The following is a 24925-nucleotide window of genomic DNA, read 5'->3' on the forward strand; positions in this document are numbered from 1 at the left end:
CCGCTCGCGGGGGGTCTACCCCTCGTATCGCGTCCCGTCCGGCCGCTTTGCGCCCTCGGAGTCGTGGACGACCGTCTCGCCGGGGTCGGGATCGACGGGCGCGTACGCGTCGCGGACGTCGATCGCCTCCTCTAACTCCGTCACGGCGCGCTCCTTGAGCGCCGCGGCGAGCTCCTCGGCGTCGGCCCGCGAGATGTCGCGGCCGAGTCCCTCGCACTCGTGGGCGCGAACCATCCCCGCCTCGTCGACGGCCTCGCCCATCGGCTGGCTCGTGCCGCCGAGCGCCACCGAGAACGGGTAGGTCCGACAGATGAGCGGTCGGTGGTCGTGGACGGTACAGGCGCCGGTTCCCGCGGAGTCGCTCGTCGCGCTCCCCTCCTCCTCGTAGAAGGTACAGTCCCCGCAGTCGTCGGTCTGCAGGGCCCACTCGAACGTTTCCCCGGCCCCGTCGGCGTCGAGGCCGTACGGCATCGGGCGCGCGACGTCGCGCCACTCCAACGTCTCGGCGTCGGCTATCGCTCGGGCCTCGTCCGGGAACACCGTCGCCGTGTGCTCCTCGCCCACGCCCTTACAGCACCCGCCACAGCGCGTGCACTCGAAGCCGATCGCCTCGATGGCGTCCGCGAGCGCGGCCACGTCCAACTCCCGCGCGCGCTCGAGCTCGTCTTCGAGGCGTTCCATGCGCACGGATCGGCGCTCGACCGCCAAAAGCCTCCCGTGTCCCCCGGCTCTCGACGCCGAGCCGCGCGGCGCGCGCCGTGTCGTGCTCTCAGGCGCGATATCGCGGCCCGTCCGGCGTCTCCTCGCGCGTCACGCGTCCCTCGACGACGAGCTTGTCGAGGTGTGCGCGGACGGTGGCGGCGGCGAGGGACCGGAACGCACCGAGGTCGCGGTCGTAGACGGCCTCGACGATCTCGGGGACGGTCCGTGCGCCGCCCGCCACGGCCGCACGGACGTCCCGGTCGCGCTCGCGGCGGTGCGCGACGACCGCGGCGAGGCGTTCGCGCGGGCGGTCGATCGGGTCGCCGTGTCCGGGGTAGAGCGTTCCCGGATCGCGGGCGTAGAGCCGCCGGAGGCTCGTGAGGTACGCCCGTAGGTCGCCCTCGTCGGCGATGGCGGTGCTCCCGCGCGCGCGACAGCAGTCGCCGACGAGGGCGGCGTCGCCGCACACGAACGCGACGTGATCGGGCGCGTGGCCGGGCGTCGCCACGACGTCGAGCGGTCCCACCGAGTCGCCCTCGCGGTACGTCCGATCGGGAGCGACGCCGGTGGCGTCGGCGAAGCGATCGGCGTAGGGGGCGTACGCCCAGACGGTGGCCCCGTTCCGCTCGGCGTAGCGCGCGAGCGCGCCCACGTGATCCGGGTGCGTGTGCGTGGCGACGACGTGTTCGATCCCGCCGACGCCGTCCAGTCGAGCGCAGCGCGCGGCGGGATCGACGAGGACGGTATCGACGACGTACGCGTTCGTCCGGCCGCTCGGGACGCGGCGGTCGACGGGGACGGGGACGCGCTCGATGCCGGACACGCGCCGGTCAGTGATCGAGGAAGTAGACCTGCTTGCGCGCGTCGCGGAAGCTGTACCGCGAGTCGACGAGATCAGCCTCGTCGAGGCGGTTGAGGGCGTATCGGACGGTTCGATCCGGCAGCAGCGACTCCTCGGCGAGCTGGCCCTGTGAGAGGGGCTCCTCGGTTTCGAGGACTTTCGCCACGAGCTTCGCGCTCGGCGGGAGTTCGCGGAGCCGCTCGCGGAACTCCTCGTCGTCTTTTATCGGTGATGGTCGCTGCTCTCCCGTCGTACTCATGGCAGTAAATCGCACACACCCGTAGATAAAGGTTGGTACTTCGAACGACGGCTACCTTATACTGTATAAGGTCGTACCAGTGAGCCGCACGCGTCGTCGTCGGACGACCGTCGCGGGGTCCCCCGACGCGCATCCAGTATCGTTTTACATTCCCGCAGATGTAGAGTCGTGTAGACCGTGAAGGGACAGGAGTGGTACCAGGCCGACGAGGTCGCGGCGGAGTACGAGGACAAGCGGTTCTCCGGCGGCGGCCGGCTCATCGACCGCCGCGAGAAGCAGGCCGTCCTCGACGCCCTCGGCCCACTCGACGGCAAGCGGGTGCTCGAAGTCGCGTGCGGGACCGGCCGATTCACCGTCCTCTGCGCTCAACGGGGGGCCGACATCACCGGGATGGACATCTCCGCCGCGATGCTCCGCGAGGGGCGCACGAAGGCCCGTCAGGTCGGCGTCGACGACCACCTGGAGTTCATGCGGGGCGACGCCGCCCGACTCCCCTTCCCCGACGACCACTTCGACGCCGTCTTCGCCATGCGGTTCTTCCACCTCGCCGACACCCCCGCGAAGTTCCTCAGCGAGATGGCGCGCGTCTCGAAGGGCGACGTCTTCTTCGACACCTTCAACCGATACAGCACGCGCTCGCTCTACAACTCCCTCCTCCCGATGGGGTCCCGGCTCTACTCGACGAGCGAAGTCCGCGACCTCCTCGGGGGCGCCGGCCTCACGCTTCGCAGCGACGCCCACGACTTCGTCCTCCCGTACGGCTTCTACCGGAAGCTCCCCGGGTGGCTCGCCGACCCCATCCGCGACGCCGACGTCGCCGTCGGCGACACCCCGTTCGGCGATCGCCTCGCGTCCGTCTCCTACTGGCACGCGCACGTCTGACGCCGTGTCGCGTCGCTTTTACGCCCGGCCCCGTTCGGTAGGGCTATGGAGTTATCGGTGGTCGTCCCCACCCTGAACGCGCGCCGCCGTCTCGCGCGCGCCCTCGACGCCCTCGATACGCACCTCCCCGACGTCGAGGTCGTCGTCGTCAACGGCCCGTCGAGCGACGGGACCTCGGGGCTCGTCCGCGACCACCCGGCCGCCGACGTCCTCCTCGAAATTCCCGAACGGAACCTCAACGCCTCCCGAAACGCCGGACTCGCGGCCGCGACGGGCGACGTCGTCGCGTTCGTCGATCACCGCTCGGTCGTCCGTGAAGGGTGGTACGACGCGCTCGCGGCGGCGATCGAGGCGGGCGCGGACGTCGTCACCGGCCCCGTCCACCGCGCCGTCTCCGGCGGCGTCACGACGGAGGAGTGCGAACGCGAGACCGTCGCCGGCCGCGACGTCCGCTACTTCGACGGCGGGAACGTCGCGTTCACGCGCGCGGCCGCCGAGGCCCTCGACGGCTTCGACGAGTACCTGGAGACCGGCGCGGCCCGCGACGCCGCCCACCGCCTCGCGGGCCTCGACACGCGCGTCGTCTGGGAACCCGCCTTCGCCGTCCTCCGCGCGGACGGCGACGACGTGCCCGACCGCGTCGCCGAGACCCCGGAGGGGTCCGCGACGGGCCTCAAGTACCGCGCGCTCGCCTACCGCCTCGCTAAGAACTACGGCGTCAGTCTCTCCGTCGCGTGGCGCGCCGTCCGCCACGCGCTCCGCGAGGCGGGCGCCGCGGCGCGCGACGTGCTCGACGGCGACGAGACCCCGTCGTCGTGGCTCTCGCGGGGACGCGCGGTCCTGACGAACGCCGTCAGCGGTGTCGAGGCCGGCCTCCGCGCCCGCCGACGTGACCGGACGCCGACTCGGAACCCGAACGGCGTCTCCTCGCGGATGGACCGCGCGATGTCCCGCTACGACCTGTAGCCGCCATGCTGACCCGCGCTCGTACCGCTCGTGCGTTCTTTCACAGCACGTGCCGCGAAAACTATATGTGGAACTGCGAGCCTTCCGGTCATCCATGTCCCATCAGGGTACCCGAAGTCCGGTGTTCATCCTCGGTGACGACGCCCGGCGCACCCGCGGGCGCGACGCGCAGACGGCGAACATCGCCGCCGGGAAGGCGGTCGCCGACGCGGTTCGCACGACCCTCGGCCCCCGCGGCATGGACAAGATGCTCGTCGACTCGACGGGTACCGTCGTCATCACGAACGACGGCGTGACCATCCTGGCGGAGATGGACATCGAACACCCCACCGCGCAGATGCTCGTCGAAGACGCCGACCTCGGATACGCCGAGTCCGTCCGTGTCGAACGCTACGGCGAGGACGACCTCGCGCTCGTCGAAGGCGGGGCCGACGCCAGCACCGTCACTCTCCTCGTCCGCGGCAGCACCGAACACGTCCTCGACGAACTCGAACGCGCCATCGGCGACGCCCTCGACGTCGTCGCCGTCGCTCTCGACGACGGCGTCGTCGTCCCCGGCGCCGGCTACGTCGAGATCGTCGTCGCCGACCGCATCCGCGACGAGGCCGCGCGCATCGACGGCCGTGCGCAGCTCGCCGCCGAGGCCTTCGCCGACGCCCTCGACGTCCTCCCGCGCACCCTCGCCGAGAACACCGGCATGGACCCCATCGACGCCCTCGTCGACCTCCGCGCCGAGAACGAGACCGGCCGCGCCGGCGTCGTCACCGTCGGCGACCGCGGCGAGATCGGCGACCCGGTCGCGCACGGCGTGCTCGACCCCGCCGCCGTCAAGCACGAAGCGCTCGCCGCCGCGACCGAGGCCGCGACCATGATCGTCCGCATCGACGACGTGATCGCCGCCGAGTAACGCGGCGTCTGCCGTCGGCGGCGGGACGTCGCTCCCGCGAGGCCGGGCGAACGCATCTCGTTCGCAGACCCCGCGACTCCCCGGCCCGCGCAGCGTCGAAAGACGCACTCCGCCTCCGAACCGTTCGCCGGTCGCTCCTCGTTCTCTGCGGCGGGCCCGCACCCTCGTCCTTGACGCGCCCGGTGTCCGCCTTCACCCGCGCGGGCGTCGAACGCCCCGGGGTTCGCCGCGCGGCGTCGGGCCGGCCGCGGCCCGTGTCCCTAAGACGATCCTCGCCGTACCGTGGCGTGATGTCGGATCGACTCGGCATGCCGTCCGCGGTCTCCATCGCGCTCGGCGGGATGATCGGCGGCGGGATCTTCTCGGTACTCGGCGTCGTCGCGCGGATCGCCGGCACGCGGACGTGGCTCGCGTTCGTCGTCGCCGGCGTCGTCGCGCTCTGCGCGGGCTACTCGTACAATCGACTCAACGCGGTGTCCGACCGGACCGGCGCGTCGGTCACGTTCGTCCAGCGCTACACGAACAACACGACGATCGCGGGGATGGTCGGGTGGACGCTGCTCTTCGGCTACATCGGCTCGATGGCGATGTACGCCTACGCCTTCGGCGAGTACTCCGTCGGTCTCCTCGGACTCCGCGAGACGCTGGGTGGGCTCGCGCGACCGCTCGTCTCCGCGCTCGCCGTCGTCGGCTTCGTCGCGCTCAACCGCATGGGCGCGCGCGCAACCGGTACCGCGGAGAACGTCCTCGTCGCCGCGAAGATGGCCGTCCTGCTCGGGTTCGGTGTCCTCGCGGCGGTCTACGGGCACGCGAACGGCCTGCTCGACTTCGGTATCACCGGGGCCGCGACGGTCGCGCCGGTCGTCGCCGCCGGCGTCTCCTTCGTCGCCTTCCAGGGGTGGCAGCTGCTCTTCTACGATCGGGAGAGCATCGCTGACCCCGAGACGACGATCCCGCGCGCCGTCTACGTCGCCGTCCCGGTCGCCGTCGCCACGTACGTCCTCGTCGGCGTCACGACGACGAGTCTCCTCACGCCCGCGCAGATCGCCCAGTACGGCGAGATCGCGCTGGCGAAGGCCGCCCAACCGGTCCTCGGATCGCTCGGGTTCACGATCATCGCCGTCGCGGCGGTCGTCTCGACGGGGAGCGCGATCAACGCGACACTCTTCTCCGCCGCCCACTTCGCGGACGGGATGACCGACGAGAACGTCCTCCCGGACCGTATTGCTTCGAGCGACGGCGACGGCGTCCCCCAGCGCACCGTCCTTCTCCTCGGGATCGTCACGCTCGGGCTCACCGTCTACGGCACGCTCGACGGGATCACGGCGCTCGCGTCCTTCGCCTTCCTCGTCGTCTTCGGCACCATGAGCGCGCTCGCGTTCGCCGAGCGCGACCGCGACCGGGTCCATCCGCTCCCGCCGCTCCTCGGGGCCGTCGGCGCCGCCTGTCTCTTCCCGCTGCTCTGCTACCACCTCGCGGTCCACGAACCACAGACCTTCGGCTTCGTCGTCCTCACCCTCGCCGCCGTCTTCGTCGTCGAACTCACCTACTTCGAGCGCACCCGCCTCGCTCGCGTCGCCAAGCGGGCCGAGGACCGACTGTGAACCGCCCCCGGACCGCCCACCGTCGCGTTCTCTCGGCGGTCCTCGCCGCCACGGGATCGCGCGTCCGGTGTGGGGACCGGGGGCTCGACGCTCCGACGACCGCCGACCGTTCGAGCGCGATCCCCCCGAGACCCGCCCCGTCTCTCACATCCGCTCGGGGTGGAGTCGTCGCGCCAGTGCCTCGATCCCATCAATGAGCGCCGGACTCGGCTGATTGAGGAGCGCGTCGTCGAGGACGTGCACCTCGGCGTCGAGGCGCCAACCGCGCGCGTCGAAGTCCGGCCGAGCGCGGCCGTCCCGACCGCCACGCCCGCAGTAGTGCGCGACGACGTGGTCGGGGCCGGCGGCCTCGACCGTCTCCCGTTCGACCTCGCGCGAGCGGTCTCCCGGGTCGACGAAGGGGTGGCGTCCGCCCGCCGCCCGCACGGCGTCCGGGACCCAGTTTCCCGCCGCCATCGGCGGATCGTCCCACTCCTCGCAGTAGACGACCGGCCGTGTGGCCCCCTCGACGGCCGTACGTATCGCCGCGACGCGCTCGCGGCAGTCGGCTTCGAGGCGCTCGCCGGCGGCGGCCCTGCCCACGTCGTCGCCCCGGATCGCGAACCCCGCGAGGACGTCGTCGAGGCGCGTCGGTTCGCGGTGTCGGACGTCGTGTCCCCGAGCGGCGAGTTCGTCTCGGACGTCGCGCTGGAGGGCGTCGCCGGTGAGGACGACGTCGGGATCGCACTCGGCGACTCGGTCGTAGTCGGGGTTCAGCCAGCCGCCGACCGGGGGCGCATCGATGTCCACGGTCGCGTTGTGCGTCACGCCGACGAGATCGGCTCCGGCACCGAGCGCGACGACGGTCGCCGTCGCGGCCGGCGCGAGCGAACAGACTCTCACGAACGATACTGCCGTATGTGGCGCCTACGCATACCGCTGTCGGTCTATTACGGAACCGTTAAGTGCGTTTTGCGAAAAGAAAGGCGTCACGACGATTTCCGGGTTTTCCGGGGGCACACGCAGTATGCAAAACGCACGCACCAGAGCACGACAGCGCGGAGAGCGCGAAACGGAGCAGGAAGACACCACCGAATCGACCGACGAATGCCCCGAGTGCGGCGGCCTCGTCGTCGCCGACGAGGAGCACGGCGAGTCCGTCTGTATGGACTGCGGTCTCGTCGTCGACGAGGACGACATCGATCGCGGCCCCGAGTGGCGCGCGTTCGACTCGCAGGAGAAGGACCAGAAGAGTCGGGTGGGAGCGCCGACGACGAACACGATGCACGACAAGGGGCTCTCGACGAACATCGACTGGCGCGATAAGGACGCCTACGGTAACAGCCTCTCCTCGAATCAGCGCCAGAAGATGCAGCGCCTGCGCAAGTGGAACGAGCGCTTTCGCACCCGCGACGCCAAGGAGCGCAACCTGAAGCAGGCACTCGGCGAGATCGACCGGATGGCGAGCGCGCTCGGCCTCCCCGACAACGTCCGGGAGACCGCCTCCGTCATCTACCGCCGCGCGCTGGAGGAGGACCTCCTCCCCGGTCGCTCCATCGAGGGGGTCTCCACCTCCTGCGTCTACGCCGCCGCCCGACAGGCCGGCGTCCCGCGCAGCCTCGACGAGATCACCGACGTCTCGCGCGTCGAGAAGGCCGAGATCGCCCGCACGTACCGCTACGTGATCCGAGAGCTCGGCCTCGAAGTCCGCCCCGCGGACCCCGAGAGCTACGTCCCGCGCTTCGCGTCCTCCCTCGGTCTCAGCGACGAGGCCGAACACCGCGCCCGCGACCTGCTGAAGACCGCGAAGGACAAGGGCGTTCACTCCGGGAAGTCGCCGGTCGGTCTCGCCGCCGCCGCCGTCTACGCCGCCGCGCTCCTCACCAACGAGAAGACGACGCAGGCGAAGGTCAGCGAGGTCGCCGACATCAGCGAAGTGACGATCCGCAACCGCTACCACGAGCTCCTCGAAGCCGAGGACACCCTCCCGGCGTAACCCTCCGCGTCTTCCGTCGCGTCTCGTCGCCTCGATCCTCTCGGACGCCCACCGCGTAGCCGCGCCTCCCCCGACCACCGCTTTTAGGCCGTGGCCCGCGAACGCGGGGCCGTGAACACTCCCGCCCGCCACGTCCGCGCCGCGGTCTTCGTCCTGGGAGCGCTCCTCGCCGGTGCGCTCGCCGCCGTCGTCTCGACCGTCGCGCCCGCGCCGTTCCCGTTCGCCGTCGGCTTCGCCGTCGCCGTCCCCGTCATGGACGTCGCGCTCAACCCCGAGACGGTCCCCGCGGAACGCGACCGCGCGATCGCGCACGGCATCGTCGCCGGGCTCGCCGGGATCGTCGTCGGCTGTGCCGTCGGCGCGCTGACTCTCGCGCTCGCGTTCGGCGAGTACGCCACGATCGGCCTCACCGCCGCGGCGACGTTCCTCGCGGCCGAATACGGCGGGCGCGTCGTCCTCGGCCGCGTCCCGTGATCCGCGGACGGCGGACGCGCCCGCTTCAGCTCACGACACGAGCGTGAGGGCGTCGTCGACGGCCGCCGCGATCGCCGCGCGCGCGCCCTCGTCGAGCTCGACAAGCGGCGGCCGGACCGCGTCCTCGTCGATCCGTCCGCGCGCCGCGAGCGCCGCCTTGGTCGCCGGCGCGAAGCCGTGATCCGCACAGAACGAGAACAGCGGCTTGAGTCCACCGCGGTGGAGTTCGCGCGCCCGCTCGTCGTCGCCCGCGTTCAGCGCGTCACGAACGGCTGCGAACACCTCCGGCACCGCGTTCGAGAGCGCGTTGATCCCGCCCGTCGCCCCCATCAGTCCCGCGGGGACGAGCTGGTCGTCGACGCCCTGGTACACCGCGAAGTCGTCCGGCGCCGCCGCGAGGACGTCGGTCACGTAGCCGAAGTCGCCGCTCGAATCCTTCAGCCCGTGGACGTCGTCGCGGTCGGCGAGCTCGACGACGGTCTCGACCGGGATCTCGCTTCCCGTACACGCCGGGATGTTGTAGAGATAGAGCGGCAGGGGGCTCCGGTCGGCGACGCGGCGGAGGAAGCGGGCGTTCCCGTCGGCCGCGTTCGCGGTGTGGAAGTAGGGGACGACGACGAGACCCGCGTCCGCGCCCGACTCCGCGGCGTCGGTCAGCGCCGAGACGGTGTCCGGGACGGACGTCGCGCCCGCCCCGGCGATCACCGTCGCGTCGTCTCCCGCCACCGCCCGCACGCGCTCGACGACCGCCCGGTTCTCCTCGCGCGTCAGGCTCGCAAACTCGCCCGTGGTCCCGGAGGGGACGAACCCGTCCAGGCCGGCATCGCGGACGCTACGAACCACGGATTCGAGCCCGTCGTAGTCGATCTCTCCCTCGGCGTCCATCGGCGTGACGAGCGGACAGAACACGTCGGTTTCGCGCATACCCGAGGGTGAGCGTCTCGGCACATAACGATTCTGCCGCGCGCGGCGGCCGACGCGAACCCGAAGGCGGCGACGGCGTTACTCGACGTAGTCGATGTCGCGGCCGCTCCCGCTCGTCTCGAGTTCGGCGTCGTCGCTGTGGCCGTAGATCTGCGGCGACTCGACGCCGGTGACGACGACCATCGTGCGCATCTCGCCGTCGAGCTCCTCGTCCACCGACGTCCCCCAGATGATGCGCGCGTCCGGGTCGATGCGGTCGTAGATCTCCTCGACGACGCCCTCCGCCTCTTCGATGCTCATGTCCGGCCCACCGGTGACGTTCACGAGCGCGGAGTTCGCCTGCCCGATGTCCACGTCGAGCAACGGACTCCGGAGCGCGCTCTTGACCGAGTCGACGGCCTTGGAGTCGCTATCGGACTCCCCGAGGCCGATCATGGCGACCCCGCCCTTCTCCATGACGGTGCGCACGTCCGCGAAGTCGAGGTTGACGAGGCCGGGTTTCGTGATGAGCTCGGTGATCCCCTTCACGGAGCGCATGAGCACCTCGTCGGAGACCTTGAACGCCTGTCGGACCGGGAGCTTACCCACGGAGTCGAGCAGGCGGTCGTTCGGGACGACGATAACTGTGTCAGAAACGTCGCGCAGGCGTTCGAGGCCGGCCTCGGCGTTGTTCCGTCGCACTTCGCCCTCCGCGGTGAACGGCGTCGTGACGATGCTGATGGTGAGCGCGCCGGCCTCCCGGGCGGCCTCGGCGACGACGGGGGCGCTCCCCGTGCCGGTCCCGCCGCCCAAGCCCGCGGTGACGAAGACCATATCGGAGCCGGCGATGGCCTCCTTGATGTCGTCTTGGGACTCCAGTGCAGCCTCCTCACCGACCTGCGGGAGCGACCCGGCACCGCGTCCGCGGGTCTTCTCCTGACCGATGAGGATCTTCGTGTCCGCCTCGATGTCGACGAGGTGTTGGACGTCCGTGTTCGCGGCGACCAGCTTCGCCCCCTCGATTCCCTCCTCGAACATCCGGTTGACGGTGTTCGATCCGGCGCCGCCGCAGCCGACGACCGTGATGTTCGTCTGGAGCTCTTCGAGTACCCCGAGCAGCTCCTCGTCAGACATCCGCCCGGAGTCGCCCCCACCGCCGTCTGTGTCGGGGGAGACGCCCGTGGAGGACGCGTCGTCCTCCTCGGCCTCGTCGATTGCGTCCTGCACGATGGAGTCCATTTGCCTATACAGTAAACGAGAAGTGTTTAATTACCTTTTCCCTCGCTCGGGTCCGCGAGCCCGTACGTCTCCGTCCGCTCGCGCGCGACGTCGGCGGGCGCGATCGTCTCGCCGTCCACCTCGACTGCCTCCCCGTTCGCCAGCCGACCGAACTTCGGCCCCTCCGGAACGCCGCGTTCGGCCGCCGCCGCGGGGTCGAACCCGGTGTCGGTGATCTGGACCGACCGGTCCGCGCGCGTCACCTCGTCGTACTTCTCACGCAGCAGCGCCGCGAGCGCGTCGACGTACGCGTCGTACGCCGCCGTGTCGGGAACCGCGAGCGCGCCGGCGACGCGGTTACCGTTCTCCTCCGTCGTGTACGCCAGTGTGCGCTCGCGCGCCGCCGCGCGCGCCGCGTCCGGATCGACGCTGTGCGCGTCCGCCCAGAGGGCGTCCGGGTGGTCGACGACGACGTAGTCCGCGGTCGCGTCCGCCGCCCGCGCCGGATCGCCGAAGCGCAGGCCGTCGTCGACGCTCCCGAGCTCGGTTTCGAGCGCCGCGACGAGATCGAGGGCGACGCCCGTCGTCTCGCGGAGCCACGTCTCGCTCATGACCCCGTAGCCCGCCTCGTCGATCACGTCGCGGAGCCGCGGCTTCTCGCCGTCGACGACGGCGCGCGTCGCGCCGCTCGCGGCGAAGACGCGCTCGATCACGTCCCGGTGCTCCCGCGGGTCGCCGAGGTCGTCGAGACACCAGTCCGCGGCGACGTGCCCGACAGCCCAGTCCGTCTCCTCGACGATCCGGGTGGGGCGCGGGACGTAGTGCCCGCCGCCGAACGCCGCGACCGCGCGCTCGGTGTCGGGGGCGACGCCGCGGAGGTCCAAGACGGCGTCCGCCACCGCCGCCGCGCCGGCGTCATCCGTCCACTCGGCCTCGGTGGAGCCGAGTTCGACGAACATCGAGGGCGCGCCGACCGACGTCGGCCCGTGGTGCGTGCACTCCATCCCGACGTCGTACCCCTCGGGGGCGTGGTCGGCGAGCGCGCGCACGACCGCGCGGTGGGCGTTCGGGCACGCCTCGGCGAGCGCGCGATCCGACCCGCCGTGTTCCGCCGCGCCGAAGTTGCCCGTGAAGTGGGCGGTCAGGAGCGGGCCGGTCTCGCCGGCGTGGCGCGACGCGAAGACGAGGCAGTCCGGGTCGTCGAACGCCGCGGCGACCCCGTCGAGTTCGAGGTGCCACGGCTCGAACTCCGCGAGCTCGAACCCCTCGGTGGCGTAGCGGGCGACGGGAGCCGGACCGTCGCCAGCGCCCGTGCCCGAACCCGACGCCCCGTCTCCGTCGTCGACTCGCTCCCAGTCGGCGCGCTCGCGTAGCTGTTCGCCGATCCGTACCGACGCGCTGTCCGCGCGACTCACGACGATCCCGACGGTCATATCGGGCGAACGGCGCGGGCGCGCTTAGGACCGTCGAGTCTCGGCCAGCGGGTGGTGGAATGAACGCGCTTACAAGAGCGCTCTCGCTACGCGCAGGCATGTACCCCGGTCTCGCGCCGGCGCTCCTCTCCGCGACGGCCGACCGCTCGCTCCTCCTGCTCGGCGCGTTCGCGCTCCTCCTGCTCGGCGCGGAGGTCTTCACGAACGGCGTCGAGTGGCTCGGCCACCGCCTCGGCGTCAGCGAGTCCGCCACGGGGAGCATCCTCGCGGCCGTCGGCACCGCGCTCCCCGAGACCCTCATCCCCGTCATCGCCATCCTCCACGGGGGCGAGGAGGCCGCACACGTCGGCGTCGGCGCGATCCTCGGCGCGCCGTTCATGCTCGCCACCATCGCCATGTTCCTCGTCGGCGCGAGCGTCCTCCACTTCCGCGACCGGCGGACGTTCGGCGACGAGATGCACTTCAACGACGCCGCGACCCGCCGCGACCTCTCCTTCTTCCTCGTGGGCTACGTCGTCGCGTTCGCCGCGGCGTTCGTCCACTCCCGCCCCGTCGAGTACGCCATGGGCGCGCTCCTCCTCCTCCTCTACCTCGTCTACCTCGTCCGCTCGCTCCGCAGCGGCGAACTCGCCGAGAGCGAGGACATCGACGCGCTCCACCTCGGCCTCCTCGTCGAGCGCGCCCTCGCCGCGGTCGGCTACGACCCGCGCGAGCACGGCGAGAACCCCCGGCTCGCCCTCGTCGCCGGCCAGACGGCGTTCGCGCTCGTGATCATCGTCACCGGGGCGCATCTCTTCGTCAGCGAGGTCCAGTGGCTCTCCACGCACGTCCTCGACGTCCCCATCGCCATCGTGGCGCTCCTCATCGCGCCGCTCGCCACCGAACTCCCGGAGAAGTTCAACTCCATCCTCTGGATCTCGCGCGACAAGGACACGCTCGCGCTCGGCAACATCACGGGCGCGATGGCGTTCCAAGGGACGCTCCCCGTCACCCTCGGCATCGTCTTCACCGATTGGGACCTCTCGCTCGCGTGGGGGACGTCCGGCTTCCTCAACGCCCTCTCGGTCGTCCTCGCGGTCGTCTCCGGGGGGATCCTCTACCTCCGCGCGCGCTCCGCCGCCGAGCGTCCGATGAAGCCCCGCCCCTTCCTGATCGGCGGACTCCTCTACGCCGTCTTCATCGCCGTCGTCGTCTACTTCGTGCTCGCCCTCGGCGTCACCGCCGGCGGCCACTGACGCCGCGACCGCCGCCGACGGGTCGCCGCCGCGCGAGCGGGGGACTTTTGCCGCCGGGCGTCCCCGGACCGCCATGGACGTCTACGGACTGATCGGCAACCCCGTGGGGCACTCGCTCTCCCCGCCGATGCACGAGGCCGCGTACGCCGAGCGCGGCATGGACGCGCGCTACGTCACGCTCGAACCCGACGCCGCCGACGGCGCGGCCGCGATCGACGCCGCCGACACGCTCGACCTCGCCGGTCTCAACGTCACCATCCCGTTTAAGCGGGACGCCCTCGACGCCGTCGAGCCCGACGACCTCGCCCGCCGCGTCGGCGCGGTCAACACCGTCGACTTCTCCGGGCCGGTCCCGACGGGACACAACACCGACGTCGCGGGCGTCAGACGCTCCTTCGAGCGCTTCGACGTCCCTCTCGCGGGCGCCGACGCGGTGCTCGTCGGCGCGGGCGGGGCGGCGAGAGCGGCCGCCGTCGCGCTCGTCGAGGACGGCGCGAGCGTCCACGTCGCTAATCGGACCGTCGAGCGCGCCGAGGCCCTCGCGGACGACGTCGGCGGGACGGCGTCCGGTCTCGACACCCTCCCCGACGTGCTCGCGGACGCGGACGTCCTCGTGAACGCGACGAGCGTCGGCATGGCGGAGGACGTCTCGCCCGTTCCCGCGGCGGCGCTCCACGCCGATCTCGCCGTGCTCGACGCCGTTTACTCGCCGCTCGACACGCGCCTCCTCCGCGAGGCCGCCGCGGCGGGCGCGACGACCATCGACGGCGCGTGGATGCTCCTCTATCAGGGCGTCGCCGCCTTCGAGCGCTGGACGGGGAGCGACGCGCCCGTCGACGCGATGAACGACGCGCTTCGGGACCGGGTTTAAGTCATCTCCGGGTGTTAGCCGGGTGTATGAGCCTCATCTCGAAGCTGAAGACGGTGCTCGGACTCGGCACCGAGGGGTCCGGCCGGGGTCACGACGTCGCCGTTACCGAGACGGACGACCACGTCGACGAACCGCCCGCCGCGGCGACGGACGCCGCGGCGTCAACGGAGTCCCTCGTCGAGGAGTCGGTCGAGGCGGGAGAACCCGCATCGCCCGCAGAGGCGGCCGAGCCGGCCGAGGCCGCCGGACCCGGTGCGGACGACGTGACGACCGACGTCGACGCCGTCGACCCGACCGCGGCGGACGCTGCGAGCGACGCCGACGGCGAGCAGGAGGGCGGCGACTCCGAGGCCACGGACGCCACCGAGAGCGACGACGCGTCGGCTTCCCCGTCGGCCGCGGGGACGGACGCCGCGGCGTCAACGGAATCCCTCGTCGACGACGCCGTCGAGGAGGCCGACCCCGAGTCCCCCGCGGACGCCGCCGAACCCGCGGAGGCCGCCGGGCCGAGCGAGGTCGACATGGAGACCGACATCGAGGACGTCGATCCCGACGCGGGCGACGACGTCCCCGACACCGAGGGCGCCGAGTCCGTCGAGATCATCTCCGGCGTCGGCCCCGCGTACGCGGAGCGCCTCGCCGACGCCGGCGTCGAGACCGTGGCCGATCTCGCCGCGGCCGACGTCGCCGACCTCGCCGACGAGATCGGTCTCTCGCCCAAGCGCGTCGGCCGCTGGGTGGACGACGCGACCGATCGACTCGACTGATGGCCCCGGGCACCCGGCTGGTCGACCTCGACGACGTCCCGCCCGACTCGACGCTCCTCGTCACGCTCCGGAACGCCGCGGGCGAGGAGGTCGAGTTCGTCCTCGTGCGCGTCGGCGGCGGCGAGGTCGCCGCGTGGCGCAACGTCTGTCCCCACTGGACGGACGTCCGCTTCGACACGGGCGACGGGGCCACGATCCGCGACGACGACCTCGTCTGCGGGAAACACGGGGCGACCTTCGACCGCGATAGCGGCTACTGCGACTTCGGACCGCCCGAGGGCGCGACGCTCGACGAGGCGGCCGTCGCGGTCGCCGACGGCGCCGTCCACCTCGTCGACGGCGACTACGACTTCGTTCGCGTCGGCGAGAGCGAGGCCCACGCGGGGCGCGATCGCTCGACGAACCCCGGCGAACGCCTCGGGTTCTAGTCCTCGACGACGAACGCGGGTTCCTCGATGCCCTCGTGTTTGCACTCCGGACAGCGCGAGGGGAGGTTCAGCGGGTCGTCGAACCCGGTGAAACCGCACTCGCGGCACTCGGGTGGGCGGACGAGCAGTTCCTCGTTCGGGGCGCCCCGGACGGACTGTGCGACGTGCTCGACGTGTCCGAGCGCGGCGTGCGGCGTCACCTCGAACCGCTCGGCGAGCGAACTCGGCGTCTCCGGTCCCTCGTGAAGCGCGTCGGCGATGCGCTCGCGCGTCGTCCGTGACTCCATACGCCCACCTGGGGCGTCTCGGGGTTTAGCGCTAGCGGTGATCTGTCGGATGGGGAGCAAAAAGGACTTACCGACCGCGATGATCGGTGAGCGTATGAAAGCCGTCGTGCTGGCGGGCGGGTACGCGACGCGTCTCTGGCCCATCACCAAGAACCGCCCGAAGATGTTCCTCCCCGTCGGCGAGTCCACCGTCATCGATCGGATATTCGACGAGCTGGAGGCCGACGACCGGATCGACGAGGTGTTCGTCTCGACGAACGAGCGCTTCGCCGACGACTTCCGTTACCACCTCGCCGACTCGGAGTACGAGAAGCCGACGCTCTCCGTGGAGGAGACCAGCGAGGAGGACGAGAAGTTCGGCGTCGTCGGCGCGCTCGCGCAGCTCTTCGAGCGCGAGAACGTCGCGGACGACACGCTCGTCATCGCCGGCGACAACCTCATCAGCTTCGACGTCTCTGACTTCCTCGACTTCTTCGAGTCGAAGGAAGCGCCGACGCTCGCCGCGTACGACGTCGGCAGCTACGAGCGCGCGAAGTCCTACGGACTCGTCGACCTCGACGGCGACGAAGTCGTCGACTTCCAAGAGAAACCGGACGACCCGAAGAGCACGCTCGTCTCCATCGCCTGCTACGCCTTCCCGGCGGACGTCGTGCCGCTCTTCGAGACGTATCTCAGCGAAGGCGAGAACCCCGACGAGCCCGGGTGGTTCATCCAGTGGCTGCAGGGTCGCACCGGCGTCCACGCCTACACCTTCGAGGGCGCGTGGTTCGACATCGGGACGCCCGAGTCCTACCTCGACGCCGTCGCGTGGACCCTCGGCGGCGACTCGCTCGTCGAGGACGACGCCACCGTCAAGAACACCATCGTCGGCGACGACGTCCACGTCATGGGCGGGGCGGAGGTGGTCGACTCCAGTCTCGATCGCGCTGTCGTCTTCCCGGACGCCAGCCTCTACGAGTGCGACGTTCGAAACTCCATCATCGATCGCGACACCCGCCTGGAGAACATCGACTTCTCGGGCGCGCTCGTCGGCGCACACACGCACATCACGAACGAAGAATAGCGGGCCTACTCCTTCTCCATCAGCATCACGTCGTGGAACTCGATCCGCGCCCCGCCCTCGGCGGCGTCCGCGAGTCGCATCTCCCAGCCGTGCTCGGACGCGACCGTCCCGACGATGTGGAGACCGTAGTGTCCGCCGATCGGCCCGTCGCCCGTCACCGCCTCGGCCTTCACGTCGTCGTCGAACCCCGGCCCGTCGTCGGCGACGTAGAACCCCCGTCCGTCGTCGAGCACGTCGACGCGGACCGTCACGTCGTCGCCGCCGTGCTCCACCGCGTTGCGAAAGAGGTTCTCGAAGAGCTGCCGAAGCCGGCTCCGACTCGCCCGCACCTGCCACGCCCCATCGGGGAGCGTCAGCGTCGCGTTCCGCGTCGCCACCGTCTCCCACGCCGCCCGCCCGATCGCGTGGAGTAAGAGCGTGTCGGGTGCCCGCGCCTCCCCCTCGTCGCGGGCGCGCGCCAGCATGTCCTCGATGATCGTGTCGATCCGATCTAGCGATTCGTCGACGGTGTCGAAGAACTCCTCGCGCTCCGCGGTGTCGTCCGCGTGGCGGCCGAGCGCGAGTTGCGCCTTCGCCACCTGAAGCGGATTGCGCAGGTCGTGCGAGAGCACGTCCGCGAACTCCTCCAGTTCCGCCTTCTGCTCGCGGAGCGTCGCCTCGCGGTGTTTGCGCTCCGTGATGTCCGTGAACATTCCGGTGAACACCCGCTCGCCGTCGTACTCGTGGGTTCGGATGCTCACGGAGACGGGGACCTCGTGGCCGTCCTTGTGGAGCGCCGGGAGCTCCGTCCCGTTCCAGTCGATGTGCCGCTCGCCCGTCTCGACGAACGCGTCCAGCCCGTTCTGGTGCGCCGAGCGCAGCCGCTCGGGGATGATCGTCATCTTCGAGCTCCCGATCAGCTCCTCGGGCGTGTAGCCGAGGATCCGCTCGATCGACGGATTGGCGAACAGCACGACGCTGTCCGTGTCGATCGTCAGTATCCCCTGTGAACTGTTCTCGACGAGCACGCGAAGGAACTCCGACTCATCGCGGAGCGATCCTCCGTCCCGAACGAAATCGGCGACGTCCCCCATACCGACGTACTCGGCGCAGTGGCGGTTAGGGTTTCCGGACCGACGCTTCTCGTCGCCGAGGCGTCCGCACCGCCCCGATCTCGAAAGAACCGGACTGACGAGACGGCGCACGGAGCGCGCCGGGCGGCGATCACGCGAGCCGCGCGTCGGTGATCTCGACGTGACCGCGGTTCCCCTCCCAGACGGTGTCGTACGCCAATTCGATCGGACGATCCATGTGCGGGCCGTCGGTGACGAACGTCTCGAACTCGCCCCCCTCACCGAGCGGGTGGACGCCGTACTCGTCGTTGAGCGCGCCGAGTTCGTCGAGCGCGCCCCGATCGAGCGTCCGGCCGAGCCACGATTCGTCGAGGCCGTACGCGGCGACTTGGAGGATCGTGATCTCGAATCCCGCATCGAGCATCGCCTCGCCGAGCTCGCGCGGGTCCTCCCCCCAGAGCGGCGCGAACACCTCGCAGCCGAGCCGATCGGCCATCGCCTCGATGCGCGAGGTCTGGAACTCGCTCTCGATCGCGCCCGCGGTGACGCCCGCGAGCCCCCCCTCCAAGTCGTCGGTGAGGCCGCGCAGTGCGCGCTCCAGCGGTTCGAGCTCGGCGTCGCCCTGCGCGCTCGCGTCTACCGCGTTCGGCGCGTCGAAGTCGTCGGGACGGACGTTCACGTGCTCGATGCCGATGCTCTCCGCCGCGAGGCTCGTGAGGCGCGTCGCCGGCACGTGGTACATGTAGGAGTCCTCGCTCGGGTGGACCGTGAGCAGGCGCGTGACGTTCATGTCCGCCCGCAGGGCCTCGTAGAGCGCCCAGCTGGAGTCCTTCCCGCCGGAGAACAGCGCCACCCACTCGCCGCCGCTCGCGCCCCCGCCGCTCGCGCTTCCGCCGTTCGCGTCGCCGTCGTGCATACGCCCCCGTACGCGCCGACGGCTAAAGGTCCCGCGCTACGGCGTCTCGTCGCGGCCGCGGTCGCGGTCGTCGGCGGTGAGCCGACTCGACACCCGGATGCCGACGAGGCTGACGAGGACGCCGAGCAACACGTACGCCGTGAGGCGCTCCTCGGGCGAGATGGCCCCCGCCGTGACGAGCGGGAACGCGGGCGTGTGCACGGGCGGGATGACACCCGCCTGCTCGACGAAGTACGCGCTGAACCCCCGGACGACGAGGCCGACCGCGATCGCGCCGAAGGGGAGGTTGAGGTAGGAGGCGCGCACCCCCTCCTCCCGGATGAACTCGTCGATGAGCCGACCGGTCGCACCCGCGAGCGCGGCGAGCGCGAGCCACGGCACGCTGTGATAGACGAACGCCATCGCGGCGACGAACGCGCCCGCGTCGCCGAGCCCCGAGACGCCGAGCGCGCCCGCGAACGCCCCGACGAGCGTCAGCCCGACCGCGATGACGTAGGTGACGATGGAGACCCGCCCCGAGTAGAGCGCCTCGCGGGCCTGCGTCGAGAGGCTTCCGAGACGCTCGTCGACGCTCAACCCCTTGTAGAGGAGGAACGCACCGATGACGGCCGTGATCGAGGCGATGGCGAGCGCGAGGCTCCCCGTGACCGTGAGGAGGACGGGGAAGACGAGGAGGACGACCCCGAGGGGAACGAGAACGCTCTCGCGGAGCTCCTCGTCGGCGAGGAACTGCTTCAGGAGGTAATACGTGCTCTCGATGTCGCGGGCCTGCCGGACGACGACGCGGTCGACGGCGTCCACGGGGACTCGGCTCTCCACGATGGGGACGACGCCCCCATCGCCCGCGGTGTCGATCACGACCACCGCCGTGTCCGGGTCGTGCGCGGCGACGAGCTCGTCGAGCTGCGCGGCGAGCGCGCGATCCGCCCCGACGGCGGTGTCCGCCGACCCCGAAACGACCGCGACGACGGCCTCGCCGTCGCCGTCCTCGACGTCCGCACCGACCCGCAACGCCTCCAAGAGGCAGTTGACGGTCGCGTCCTCGGGGTCGTGACGCCCGAGGTCGAGGACCAGAGACTCGACGGCGTCCCGGCCGACGACCGGCGGCGCCACTCCCGTCGACCGGGCGACGTCACCCGCGCGGTCGACGCACACGACCAACGTACGCATCGAACGGTTCGACCGTCGCGCGCGGCGCGTAAAAAGACTCACATCGTCGCCTCGCGCGCCGCACGCGCGTCAGCGGAGACGGAACCCCGCGTCGTCGTCGCCGGCGAGCGCGTCCGCGACGCCGGCACCCGCGGCCCGCGCGAGCGCGCGCCCGCCGCCCTGCAGCCGGCGGATCAGGCCGGGCGACGCGTGGAACGCCTCCACCGTCACCTCGTGGCCCAGCTCGTCGGCGAGCGCGTCCTCGGCGTCGCGCGCCGTCCCGATCTCGTCCACGAGGCCGCGCGATTCCGCCTCGGTGCCGAGGAAGACGCGCGCCTCCGTCTCCCGGACGGTCTCCGGATCGAGGCCGCGGCCCGCCGCGACCCGCTCGACGAAGTCGTCGTAGTAGTCGTCGACGATCCCCTGGAGGTACGATCGGTCGTCCTCGTCGAGCTCCTTGAGCGGCTGGCCCGCGTCCTTGTACTTCCCCGCGGCGAAGCGCTCGTACGAGACGCCGAGCTCCTCCGCGAGCTCCGTCGCGTTCACCGTCGAGCCGATCACGCCGATGCTTCCGACGAGGCTGCCCTCGCGGGCGAACAGCCGATCGCACGCAGACGCGATCCAGTAGCCGCCGCTCGCACACTGGTCGGTCGCGTAGGCGACGACCGGCCCGTCGAAGCGCTCTACGGCGAGCCGGATGTCGTCGCTCGGCACGATCTCGCCCCCCGGCGTGTTCAGCGCCACGAGCAGGCCCTCGACGTTCCGATCGTTGTCCGCCCGCTCGATCTGTTCGACGACGGCGTCGGCCGGCGGCGTCACCACGCCGCCCGTCACCCCGCCCGTGCTCCCGTCGCGGCTGATCGGCCCCTCGACTGCGACTTCCGCGACGTCGTACGCGGCGAACCACCGCCGACCGACGCGCGCGGCCGCCCGCGCGACGACGACCCCGAGTCCGAGGACGAGCAGGACGCCGAGCAGGTCGGCGACGTCCCTCGGCACCCGCACGAAGACGGTCCAGCCGACGACGAGCGCGACGAAGACGGCTCCCAGCACGAGGAGAGCCCGCCCGGCTCGCTTCCCGAAGGTGTCCATATCGCCTCTCGGGGTCGCGAGTCACCTAAACGCACGGGTCACGCGTCAAGCGTTACGCGGAGCGTCGCGTGGCCACTACCGATCGGGTGAAAAACGGGAAAACGTCGCGTCGGCGTCGGAGGCTTACAGCAGGCCCGACTTCTGGAGCTTGCGGAGGTCCTCGGTGTCGACCGTCTCGCCCTCCTTGAACCGCTCGTAGATCTCCTCGGCCTCTTCGCGGGCCTCCTCCTGCTTCGCGGCGCGCTCGTCCTTGCGCTCTTCTTCCTCCTGCTTGTCGAGTTCGCGCAGGCGCTTCTGGACGCGGACGAACGCCTCGTGGTGGGCGTCGGCGGACTCCTGAGCCTCGACGAAGCTCTCGTGCATCTCGTCGGCCTCGTCGCGGATGTCGTCGGCCTCCCGATAGGCCTCGATCATCTGGTTGTGGTGCTGCTGGGCCTCGTCGGCGAGCTCCGTGACCTTCTCGTGGTGGTTCGAGGCCTCGGCGCGGACCTCCTCGGCCTCGTCGACGAGGTCTTCGAGGTCGTCGTTGTCCTCGAGGGTCTCCTTGCGCGTCTGGTACTCCTCGCGCTTGTTCTCGATCTTCTCGATGAGCTCGCGCTCGTCCTCGGGAGAGAGGACCTCGGTCTGCTGTTTGAACTCCAGCTGCTCGATGTCCTCTTTGAGCTCGTCGAGGTCCTTGCCCTCGTCGAGTTCGAGATCGCCCTTGCGCTCGTCGACCTTGTCGAAGAGCTCGTTGGCCTTCGCGTTCAGCTCGTTGCGCTGCTCCTTGTGCTCTTGGACGCGCTCGTTGAGCTCGTCGCGCTTCTCGCGGTGTTCCTGGGCCTCGTCGACCTTCTCGCGCGTCTTGGCGTTGAGGTCGTCGCGGTCGGAGGCGCGCGAAGAAGCGAGTTGGTTGAGTTCGTTACGTCGGTCGCGGAACTGACCCGCCTTCTTGATGAGCTGCCCCTTGGACTTCTCCTGGAGCTCTTCGTCGGTGATCAGTTCGTCCGCGTCGGATACTTCGAGAGTTGCTTCCTCTACCATTGTTTGATCCTCGGTTCCATTCCGCCGGAGCGTCGCGTACGGCGACCGCTCGTCGTGTCCTGTTGCCCGTCGTAAGGAGAGCGTCGGTTCATTCTCGAGCGGTGCTGACGAACGCCCGCAGCGTTCTGGTACCAGACTGTACGTCGTTTCCGCACTTAAAGTTTCCGCTGTCTGAGGTGTTGTAAACAGCTAGCACACCACGCGTACGTACCGCCTTCGCCGGTCCCCGTCGCGCCGAACGGACGGACTGAAATAGCCCCGCGGGCTACGCGGCGTATGCACCGCGAGGTCGTCCGCGCGTCCGGTCACGGGAACGTCACCGCCGCGCACGCGAGCACGTTCGAAGTCACGACCGACGACTACCTCACGCCCGCCGGCGACTGCATCCTCGCCGTGGAGGCCGATCGCGCCCCCGCCGACTTCGACGAGGCGTTCGTCGCCGCCGCGAGCGACGCCGACGCGACCATCACGGCGACGCTCGAAGCCGGCGGGCACGAACACACCGTCACGGGACGCGGCGACCCCGCGCTCACCTACGCGAGCGACCGCTCCATGGTCGGGCGCACGAGCGACTACGTCGACGACCGGACGATCCTCCTCGACGCAACGCACGCCGCCGAGGGAATCGATCGCGGCCTCGTCAGCGCGCTCGCCGACGGCGCCGAGGCGACGGTCACGCTCACCGTCGACTAGGCGTTACGCCGTCGCGTCCTCGATGGCCCGGTCGAGGTCCGCGAGGACGTCCTCGGGGTCCTCGATGCCGACGGAGAGCCGCACCATGTCCGGCGTGACGCCCGCGGCCTCCTGTTCTTCCTCCGTGAGTTGCTGGTGCGTCGTGCTCGCCGGGTGGATGATGAGCGTCTTCGCGTCGCCGACGTTCGCCAGCAGCGACGCCATCTCCGCGTTCTCCACGGTCGCGCGCGCGGCGTCGTAGCCCGCCGCGAGGCCGAACGTGATCATGCCGCCGTAGCCGCCGTCCAGGTACTCGCTCGCCGTCTCGTGGGTCTCGTGGGAGTCGAGGCCGGGGTAGTTCACCCACGCGACGTCGTCGTGATCGTCGAGGTACTCCGCGACGATCGCGGCGTTCTCGCAGTGGCGCTCCATCCGCAGGGGGAGCGTCTGGACGCCCTGGAGGGTCTGCCACGCGTCGAAGGGCGATTGCTGATTGCCCAGATCGCGGAGGCCGCGCGCGATCGCGGCGTACGTGAACGCGGCGTCGCCGAAGCGCTCGGCGAAGTTCACGCCGTGGTAGGCGGGGTTGTCCGCGCCGACCTCCGGGTAGTCGTCCGCGTGCGCCGCCCAGTCGAAGTTCCCCGAGTCGACGATCGCGCCGCCGACCGTGGTGCCGGCGCCGTGGAGCCACTTCGTCGTGGAGTGCCAGACGAGGTCCGCGCCGTGTTCGATCGGGTTGCAGAGATACGGCGTGGCGAAGGTATTGTCGACGAGCAGCGGCGTGTCGTGCTCGTGGGCCACCTCGGCGATCGCCTCGATGTCCGGCGTGACGAGCGCGGGGTTGCCGATCGTCTCCAGGTGGACGAACGCGGTGTCCTCGTCGATCGCCTCGGCGTACGCCTCGACGTCCAGCGTGTCCACGAACCGCGTGGTGACGCCGCGGCGCTCGACGGTGTGCGTGAGGTACGTGTACGTGCCGCCGTAGAGCGCCGAGGCGGAGACGATGTTGTCCCCGGCCTCCGCGAGGATGAACGTCGCGAGGTTGAGTGCGCCCATTCCTGAGGCGGTCGCCACCGCGCCGACCCCGCCTTCGAGCGCCGCGAGGCGCTCCTGCAACACGTCCACCGTCGGGTTCATCAACCGCGCGTAGATGTGGCCCGGTTTCTCCAGGGCGAACTGCCCCGCGGCGTCCTCCGCGTCGTCGAACTCGTAGGACGTCGTCTGGTAGATGGGCGTCGCCCGCGCCCCGGTCACCGGATCGGGTTTCGCGCCCGCGTGAACGCTCGTCGTGCGCAGTCCTCGCTCGCCGTCGGCTCCGTCCTCGGCCATACCGGCGCAATTTGAGAGGACGAGCAAAAGTCTGTCCCACGACCTTTTACTGCGAGCGCCCTTCGGACGCTCTGGTAAAAGCTCGGCCACCGTAGGAAGCGAGGCTTCCTACTGTTCAGTCAGAACGCGGGGCGTTCTGACGACAAAAGCCGTCGTCGGGTGCTTCGCACCCTCTTCGGCCTCGCCTTCGGCGAGCGAATCGGCGACCTTCCGGGCGCCGGGCGAGAACAAAGTTCTCGCTCGCCCACACTCGCTCCGCTCGCGTGGACTCCTCGAGCCGCTCGGTTGCCGAACGCTAGCCACGTGGCTTGTTCATCGAGTGTCGCTACCGAAGACGGACAAACAACGCGGCGAGCATCCGCGAGCGAGTGGCTTGAAAAGCCCGAGCGAAGCGGTTCACTCGCGGCGAAGCCGCGAGGCCCGAGACCCACCGAAGGTGGGTCGCTGGGCTTTTGGCCGAGCTTTTGCCAGAGCGCGCCCGCAGGCGCGCTCGCAGTAAAAGATCGTCTAGAGCCACTCGTCCGCCCACGCCTCGATCTCGTCGAAGACGGGGCAGAGCGCGCCGCCCTTCTCGGTGAGGGCGTAGTAGGTGGCGACGGGCGCGTCCTCCTCGACGCGCCGGGAGACGAGTCCGGCGTCACCGAGGTCGTCGAGGACGCGCGAGAGCGTGCGCGCGTTCGCGCCGGTCGCGCGTTTGAGTTCGTTGAAGCGCTTCTCGCCGTCTTGGAGGGCGTAGAGGACGATGAGTCGCCACTGCGAGCCGATCAGCTCCAACGAATCGACGGCCGCACAGGCCTCCTCGTTCTCCGCCTCGATCTCGGTGCCTACTGACACGGATGTCACCTACTTACCGGTACGTTCGCGGGGGAATAAGTAG

27 protein-coding genes are annotated in these 24925 nt (G+C 70.6%); 12 read left to right on the forward strand and 15 right to left on the reverse strand.

Annotated features, from left to right (window positions below; all coding sequences use genetic code 11):
• Nucleotides 1-15 precede the first annotated feature (15 nt).
• The 3 genes from IEX91_RS06405 to IEX91_RS06415 all read right to left on the reverse strand — a co-directional run bounded on the left by IEX91_RS06405 (nucleotide 16) and on the right by IEX91_RS06415 (nucleotide 1802).
• Nucleotides 16-681 carry a YkgJ family cysteine cluster protein gene (locus IEX91_RS06405; protein WP_188877790.1) on the reverse strand — a complete coding sequence of 222 codons (666 nt, stop codon included), beginning with the start codon at nucleotides 679-681 and terminating at the stop codon, nucleotides 16-18.
• A gap of 88 nt (nucleotides 682-769) precedes the next feature.
• Nucleotides 770-1525 carry an MBL fold metallo-hydrolase gene (locus IEX91_RS06410; protein ID WP_229772811.1) on the reverse strand — a complete coding sequence of 252 codons (756 nt, stop codon included), beginning with the start codon at nucleotides 1523-1525 and terminating at the stop codon, nucleotides 770-772.
• Nucleotides 1526-1532: 7 nt separating this feature from the next.
• On the reverse strand, nucleotides 1533-1802 hold the full coding sequence (locus IEX91_RS06415) for a MarR family transcriptional regulator (protein WP_188877792.1): 270 nt from the start codon (nucleotides 1800-1802) through the stop codon (nucleotides 1533-1535).
• 177 nt (nucleotides 1803-1979) lie between these two features.
• On the opposite strand from IEX91_RS06415, the gene IEX91_RS06420 reads away from it, so the two are divergent.
• The 4 genes from IEX91_RS06420 to IEX91_RS06435 all read left to right on the forward strand — a co-directional run bounded on the left by IEX91_RS06420 (nucleotide 1980) and on the right by IEX91_RS06435 (nucleotide 6161).
• Nucleotides 1980-2684 (forward strand): class I SAM-dependent methyltransferase, encoded by a 705-nt coding sequence (locus IEX91_RS06420; protein WP_188877793.1) that lies wholly within the window; start codon nucleotides 1980-1982, stop codon nucleotides 2682-2684.
• A gap of 45 nt (nucleotides 2685-2729) precedes the next feature.
• On the forward strand, nucleotides 2730-3650 hold the full coding sequence (locus IEX91_RS06425; protein ID WP_188877794.1) for a glycosyltransferase family 2 protein: 921 nt from the start codon (nucleotides 2730-2732) through the stop codon (nucleotides 3648-3650).
• A 94-nt stretch (nucleotides 3651-3744) separates the two neighbouring features.
• Nucleotides 3745-4557, forward strand: a complete 813-nt coding sequence (locus IEX91_RS06430; RefSeq protein WP_188877795.1) for a TCP-1/cpn60 chaperonin family protein — start codon at nucleotides 3745-3747, stop codon at nucleotides 4555-4557.
• 290 nt (nucleotides 4558-4847) lie between these two features.
• On the forward strand, nucleotides 4848-6161 hold the full coding sequence (locus IEX91_RS06435; RefSeq protein ID WP_188877797.1) for an APC family permease: 1314 nt from the start codon (nucleotides 4848-4850) through the stop codon (nucleotides 6159-6161).
• A gap of 144 nt (nucleotides 6162-6305) precedes the next feature.
• On the opposite strand, the gene IEX91_RS06440 is transcribed toward IEX91_RS06435, so the two are convergent.
• On the reverse strand, nucleotides 6306-7043 hold the full coding sequence (locus tag IEX91_RS06440) for a helical backbone metal receptor (protein ID WP_188877798.1): 738 nt from the start codon (nucleotides 7041-7043) through the stop codon (nucleotides 6306-6308).
• Nucleotides 7044-7167: 124 nt separating this feature from the next.
• On the opposite strand from IEX91_RS06440, the gene IEX91_RS06445 reads away from it, so the two are divergent.
• Both IEX91_RS06445 and IEX91_RS06450 read left to right on the forward strand, forming a co-directional pair.
• A complete protein-coding gene (locus IEX91_RS06445) occupies nucleotides 7168-8136 on the forward strand; it encodes a transcription initiation factor IIB (protein WP_188877799.1) in 969 nt (322 codons plus the stop codon).
• A 111-nt stretch (nucleotides 8137-8247) separates the two neighbouring features.
• A complete protein-coding gene (locus IEX91_RS06450) occupies nucleotides 8248-8610 on the forward strand; it encodes a hypothetical protein (RefSeq protein ID WP_188877800.1) in 363 nt (120 codons plus the stop codon).
• 30 nt (nucleotides 8611-8640) lie between these two features.
• On the opposite strand, the gene IEX91_RS06455 is transcribed toward IEX91_RS06450, so the two are convergent.
• From IEX91_RS06455 to IEX91_RS06465, 3 genes are all read right to left on the reverse strand, one after another.
• Complete coding sequence (locus tag IEX91_RS06455; RefSeq protein ID WP_188877801.1) at nucleotides 8641-9534, reverse strand: dihydrodipicolinate synthase family protein; 894 nt, start codon at nucleotides 9532-9534, stop codon at nucleotides 8641-8643.
• Between the two features lie 78 nt (nucleotides 9535-9612).
• On the reverse strand, nucleotides 9613-10752 hold the full coding sequence (gene ftsZ, locus IEX91_RS06460) for a cell division protein FtsZ (RefSeq protein ID WP_188877802.1): 1140 nt from the start codon (nucleotides 10750-10752) through the stop codon (nucleotides 9613-9615).
• Between the two features lie 26 nt (nucleotides 10753-10778).
• A complete protein-coding gene (locus IEX91_RS06465; protein WP_188877803.1) occupies nucleotides 10779-12164 on the reverse strand; it encodes a D-aminoacyl-tRNA deacylase in 1386 nt (461 codons plus the stop codon).
• A 98-nt stretch (nucleotides 12165-12262) separates the two neighbouring features.
• On the opposite strand from IEX91_RS06465, the gene IEX91_RS06470 reads away from it, so the two are divergent.
• The 4 genes from IEX91_RS06470 to IEX91_RS06485 all read left to right on the forward strand — a co-directional run bounded on the left by IEX91_RS06470 (nucleotide 12263) and on the right by IEX91_RS06485 (nucleotide 15465).
• Nucleotides 12263-13399, forward strand: a complete 1137-nt coding sequence (locus IEX91_RS06470) for a sodium:calcium antiporter (protein ID WP_188877805.1) — start codon at nucleotides 12263-12265, stop codon at nucleotides 13397-13399.
• 73 nt (nucleotides 13400-13472) lie between these two features.
• A complete protein-coding gene (locus tag IEX91_RS06475; protein WP_188877806.1) occupies nucleotides 13473-14270 on the forward strand; it encodes a shikimate dehydrogenase in 798 nt (265 codons plus the stop codon).
• Between the two features lie 26 nt (nucleotides 14271-14296).
• Nucleotides 14297-15037 (forward strand): helix-hairpin-helix domain-containing protein, encoded by a 741-nt coding sequence (locus IEX91_RS06480; RefSeq protein ID WP_188877807.1) that lies wholly within the window; start codon nucleotides 14297-14299, stop codon nucleotides 15035-15037.
• Complete coding sequence (locus tag IEX91_RS06485) at nucleotides 15037-15465, forward strand: Rieske (2Fe-2S) protein (protein WP_188877808.1); 429 nt, start codon at nucleotides 15037-15039, stop codon at nucleotides 15463-15465. The genes IEX91_RS06480 and IEX91_RS06485 overlap by 1 nt, the downstream gene beginning before the upstream one ends.
• On the opposite strand, the gene IEX91_RS06490 is transcribed toward IEX91_RS06485, so the two are convergent.
• Nucleotides 15462-15752, reverse strand: a complete 291-nt coding sequence (locus IEX91_RS06490; protein ID WP_188877809.1) for a transcriptional regulator — start codon at nucleotides 15750-15752, stop codon at nucleotides 15462-15464. The two genes, IEX91_RS06485 and IEX91_RS06490, sit on opposite strands and share 4 nt — an antisense overlap.
• Before the next feature lie 94 nt (nucleotides 15753-15846).
• Here IEX91_RS06490 and IEX91_RS06495 point away from each other — a divergent pair, with 94 nt between their 5' ends.
• On the forward strand, nucleotides 15847-16815 hold the full coding sequence (locus IEX91_RS06495) for a sugar phosphate nucleotidyltransferase (RefSeq protein WP_188877810.1): 969 nt from the start codon (nucleotides 15847-15849) through the stop codon (nucleotides 16813-16815).
• 5 nt (nucleotides 16816-16820) lie between these two features.
• Here the strand turns inward: IEX91_RS06495 and IEX91_RS06500 are convergent, their stop codons facing one another.
• The 5 genes from IEX91_RS06500 to IEX91_RS06520 all read right to left on the reverse strand — a co-directional run bounded on the left by IEX91_RS06500 (nucleotide 16821) and on the right by IEX91_RS06520 (nucleotide 22047).
• Nucleotides 16821-17888, reverse strand: a complete 1068-nt coding sequence (locus IEX91_RS06500) for a PAS domain S-box protein (protein WP_188877811.1) — start codon at nucleotides 17886-17888, stop codon at nucleotides 16821-16823.
• Nucleotides 17889-18018: 130 nt separating this feature from the next.
• Nucleotides 18019-18783, reverse strand: a complete 765-nt coding sequence (locus tag IEX91_RS06505; RefSeq protein WP_188877812.1) for a diphthine--ammonia ligase — start codon at nucleotides 18781-18783, stop codon at nucleotides 18019-18021.
• Between the two features lie 36 nt (nucleotides 18784-18819).
• Complete coding sequence (locus IEX91_RS06510) at nucleotides 18820-19953, reverse strand: DUF373 family protein (RefSeq protein WP_188877814.1); 1134 nt, start codon at nucleotides 19951-19953, stop codon at nucleotides 18820-18822.
• Nucleotides 19954-20022: 69 nt separating this feature from the next.
• Nucleotides 20023-21024: a signal peptide peptidase SppA gene (sppA, locus tag IEX91_RS06515; RefSeq protein ID WP_188877815.1), complete on the reverse strand. Its 1002-nt coding sequence runs from the start codon at nucleotides 21022-21024 to the stop codon at nucleotides 20023-20025.
• A gap of 123 nt (nucleotides 21025-21147) precedes the next feature.
• Nucleotides 21148-22047, reverse strand: coding sequence for a coiled-coil protein (locus IEX91_RS06520; RefSeq protein WP_188877816.1), 900 nt, complete (start codon nucleotides 22045-22047; stop codon nucleotides 21148-21150).
• Between the two features lie 276 nt (nucleotides 22048-22323).
• Between IEX91_RS06520 and IEX91_RS06525 the strand changes: the two genes are divergently transcribed.
• On the forward strand, nucleotides 22324-22740 hold the full coding sequence (locus tag IEX91_RS06525) for a DUF371 domain-containing protein (RefSeq protein WP_188877817.1): 417 nt from the start codon (nucleotides 22324-22326) through the stop codon (nucleotides 22738-22740).
• A gap of 3 nt (nucleotides 22741-22743) precedes the next feature.
• Here IEX91_RS06525 and IEX91_RS06530 read toward each other — a convergent pair whose 3' ends face one another.
• Nucleotides 22744-24048, reverse strand: a complete 1305-nt coding sequence (locus tag IEX91_RS06530; protein ID WP_188877818.1) for an O-acetylhomoserine aminocarboxypropyltransferase/cysteine synthase family protein — start codon at nucleotides 24046-24048, stop codon at nucleotides 22744-22746.
• 507 nt (nucleotides 24049-24555) lie between these two features.
• Nucleotides 24556-24882 (reverse strand): winged helix-turn-helix transcriptional regulator, encoded by a 327-nt coding sequence (locus IEX91_RS06535; protein ID WP_188877934.1) that lies wholly within the window; start codon nucleotides 24880-24882, stop codon nucleotides 24556-24558.
• Nucleotides 24883-24925: the final 43 nt, after the last annotated feature.

Source organism: Halarchaeum nitratireducens, assembly GCF_014647155.1.
In the GTDB taxonomy this organism is placed as follows: domain Archaea; phylum Halobacteriota; class Halobacteria; order Halobacteriales; family Halobacteriaceae; genus Halarchaeum; species Halarchaeum nitratireducens.

What these genes read in the sequence shown, in the direction of transcription:
- IEX91_RS06405 (WP_188877790.1), bottom strand. Translation starts at nt 681, where the DNA reads ATGGAACGCCTCGAAGACGAGCTCGAGCGCGCGCGGGAGTTGGACGTG.
- IEX91_RS06415 (WP_188877792.1), bottom strand. Translation starts at nt 1,802, where the DNA reads ATGAGTACGACGGGAGAGCAGCGACCATCACCGATAAAAGACGACGAG.
- IEX91_RS06425 (WP_188877794.1), top strand. Translation starts at nt 2,730, where the DNA reads ATGGAGTTATCGGTGGTCGTCCCCACCCTGAACGCGCGCCGCCGTCTC.
- IEX91_RS06430 (WP_188877795.1), top strand. Translation starts at nt 3,745, where the DNA reads ATGTCCCATCAGGGTACCCGAAGTCCGGTGTTCATCCTCGGTGACGAC.
- IEX91_RS06435 (WP_188877797.1), top strand. Translation starts at nt 4,848, where the DNA reads ATGTCGGATCGACTCGGCATGCCGTCCGCGGTCTCCATCGCGCTCGGC.
- IEX91_RS06445 (WP_188877799.1), top strand. Translation starts at nt 7,168, where the DNA reads ATGCAAAACGCACGCACCAGAGCACGACAGCGCGGAGAGCGCGAAACG.
- IEX91_RS06455 (WP_188877801.1), bottom strand. Translation starts at nt 9,534, where the DNA reads ATGCGCGAAACCGACGTGTTCTGTCCGCTCGTCACGCCGATGGACGCC.
- ftsZ (WP_188877802.1), bottom strand. Translation starts at nt 10,752, where the DNA reads ATGGACTCCATCGTGCAGGACGCAATCGACGAGGCCGAGGAGGACGAC.
- IEX91_RS06465 (WP_188877803.1), bottom strand. Translation starts at nt 12,164, where the DNA reads ATGACCGTCGGGATCGTCGTGAGTCGCGCGGACAGCGCGTCGGTACGG.
- IEX91_RS06470 (WP_188877805.1), top strand. Translation starts at nt 12,263, where the DNA reads ATGTACCCCGGTCTCGCGCCGGCGCTCCTCTCCGCGACGGCCGACCGC.
- IEX91_RS06475 (WP_188877806.1), top strand. Translation starts at nt 13,473, where the DNA reads ATGGACGTCTACGGACTGATCGGCAACCCCGTGGGGCACTCGCTCTCC.
- IEX91_RS06480 (WP_188877807.1), top strand. Translation starts at nt 14,297, where the DNA reads ATGAGCCTCATCTCGAAGCTGAAGACGGTGCTCGGACTCGGCACCGAG.
- IEX91_RS06485 (WP_188877808.1), top strand. Translation starts at nt 15,037, where the DNA reads ATGGCCCCGGGCACCCGGCTGGTCGACCTCGACGACGTCCCGCCCGAC.
- IEX91_RS06490 (WP_188877809.1), bottom strand. Translation starts at nt 15,752, where the DNA reads ATGGAGTCACGGACGACGCGCGAGCGCATCGCCGACGCGCTTCACGAG.
- IEX91_RS06495 (WP_188877810.1), top strand. Translation starts at nt 15,847, where the DNA reads ATGAAAGCCGTCGTGCTGGCGGGCGGGTACGCGACGCGTCTCTGGCCC.
- IEX91_RS06500 (WP_188877811.1), bottom strand. Translation starts at nt 17,888, where the DNA reads ATGGGGGACGTCGCCGATTTCGTTCGGGACGGAGGATCGCTCCGCGAT.
- IEX91_RS06505 (WP_188877812.1), bottom strand. Translation starts at nt 18,783, where the DNA reads ATGCACGACGGCGACGCGAACGGCGGAAGCGCGAGCGGCGGGGGCGCG.
- IEX91_RS06510 (WP_188877814.1), bottom strand. Translation starts at nt 19,953, where the DNA reads ATGCGTACGTTGGTCGTGTGCGTCGACCGCGCGGGTGACGTCGCCCGG.
- sppA (WP_188877815.1), bottom strand. Translation starts at nt 21,024, where the DNA reads ATGGACACCTTCGGGAAGCGAGCCGGGCGGGCTCTCCTCGTGCTGGGA.
- IEX91_RS06520 (WP_188877816.1), bottom strand. Translation starts at nt 22,047, where the DNA reads ATGGTAGAGGAAGCAACTCTCGAAGTATCCGACGCGGACGAACTGATC.
- IEX91_RS06525 (WP_188877817.1), top strand. Translation starts at nt 22,324, where the DNA reads ATGCACCGCGAGGTCGTCCGCGCGTCCGGTCACGGGAACGTCACCGCC.
- IEX91_RS06530 (WP_188877818.1), bottom strand. Translation starts at nt 24,048, where the DNA reads ATGGCCGAGGACGGAGCCGACGGCGAGCGAGGACTGCGCACGACGAGC.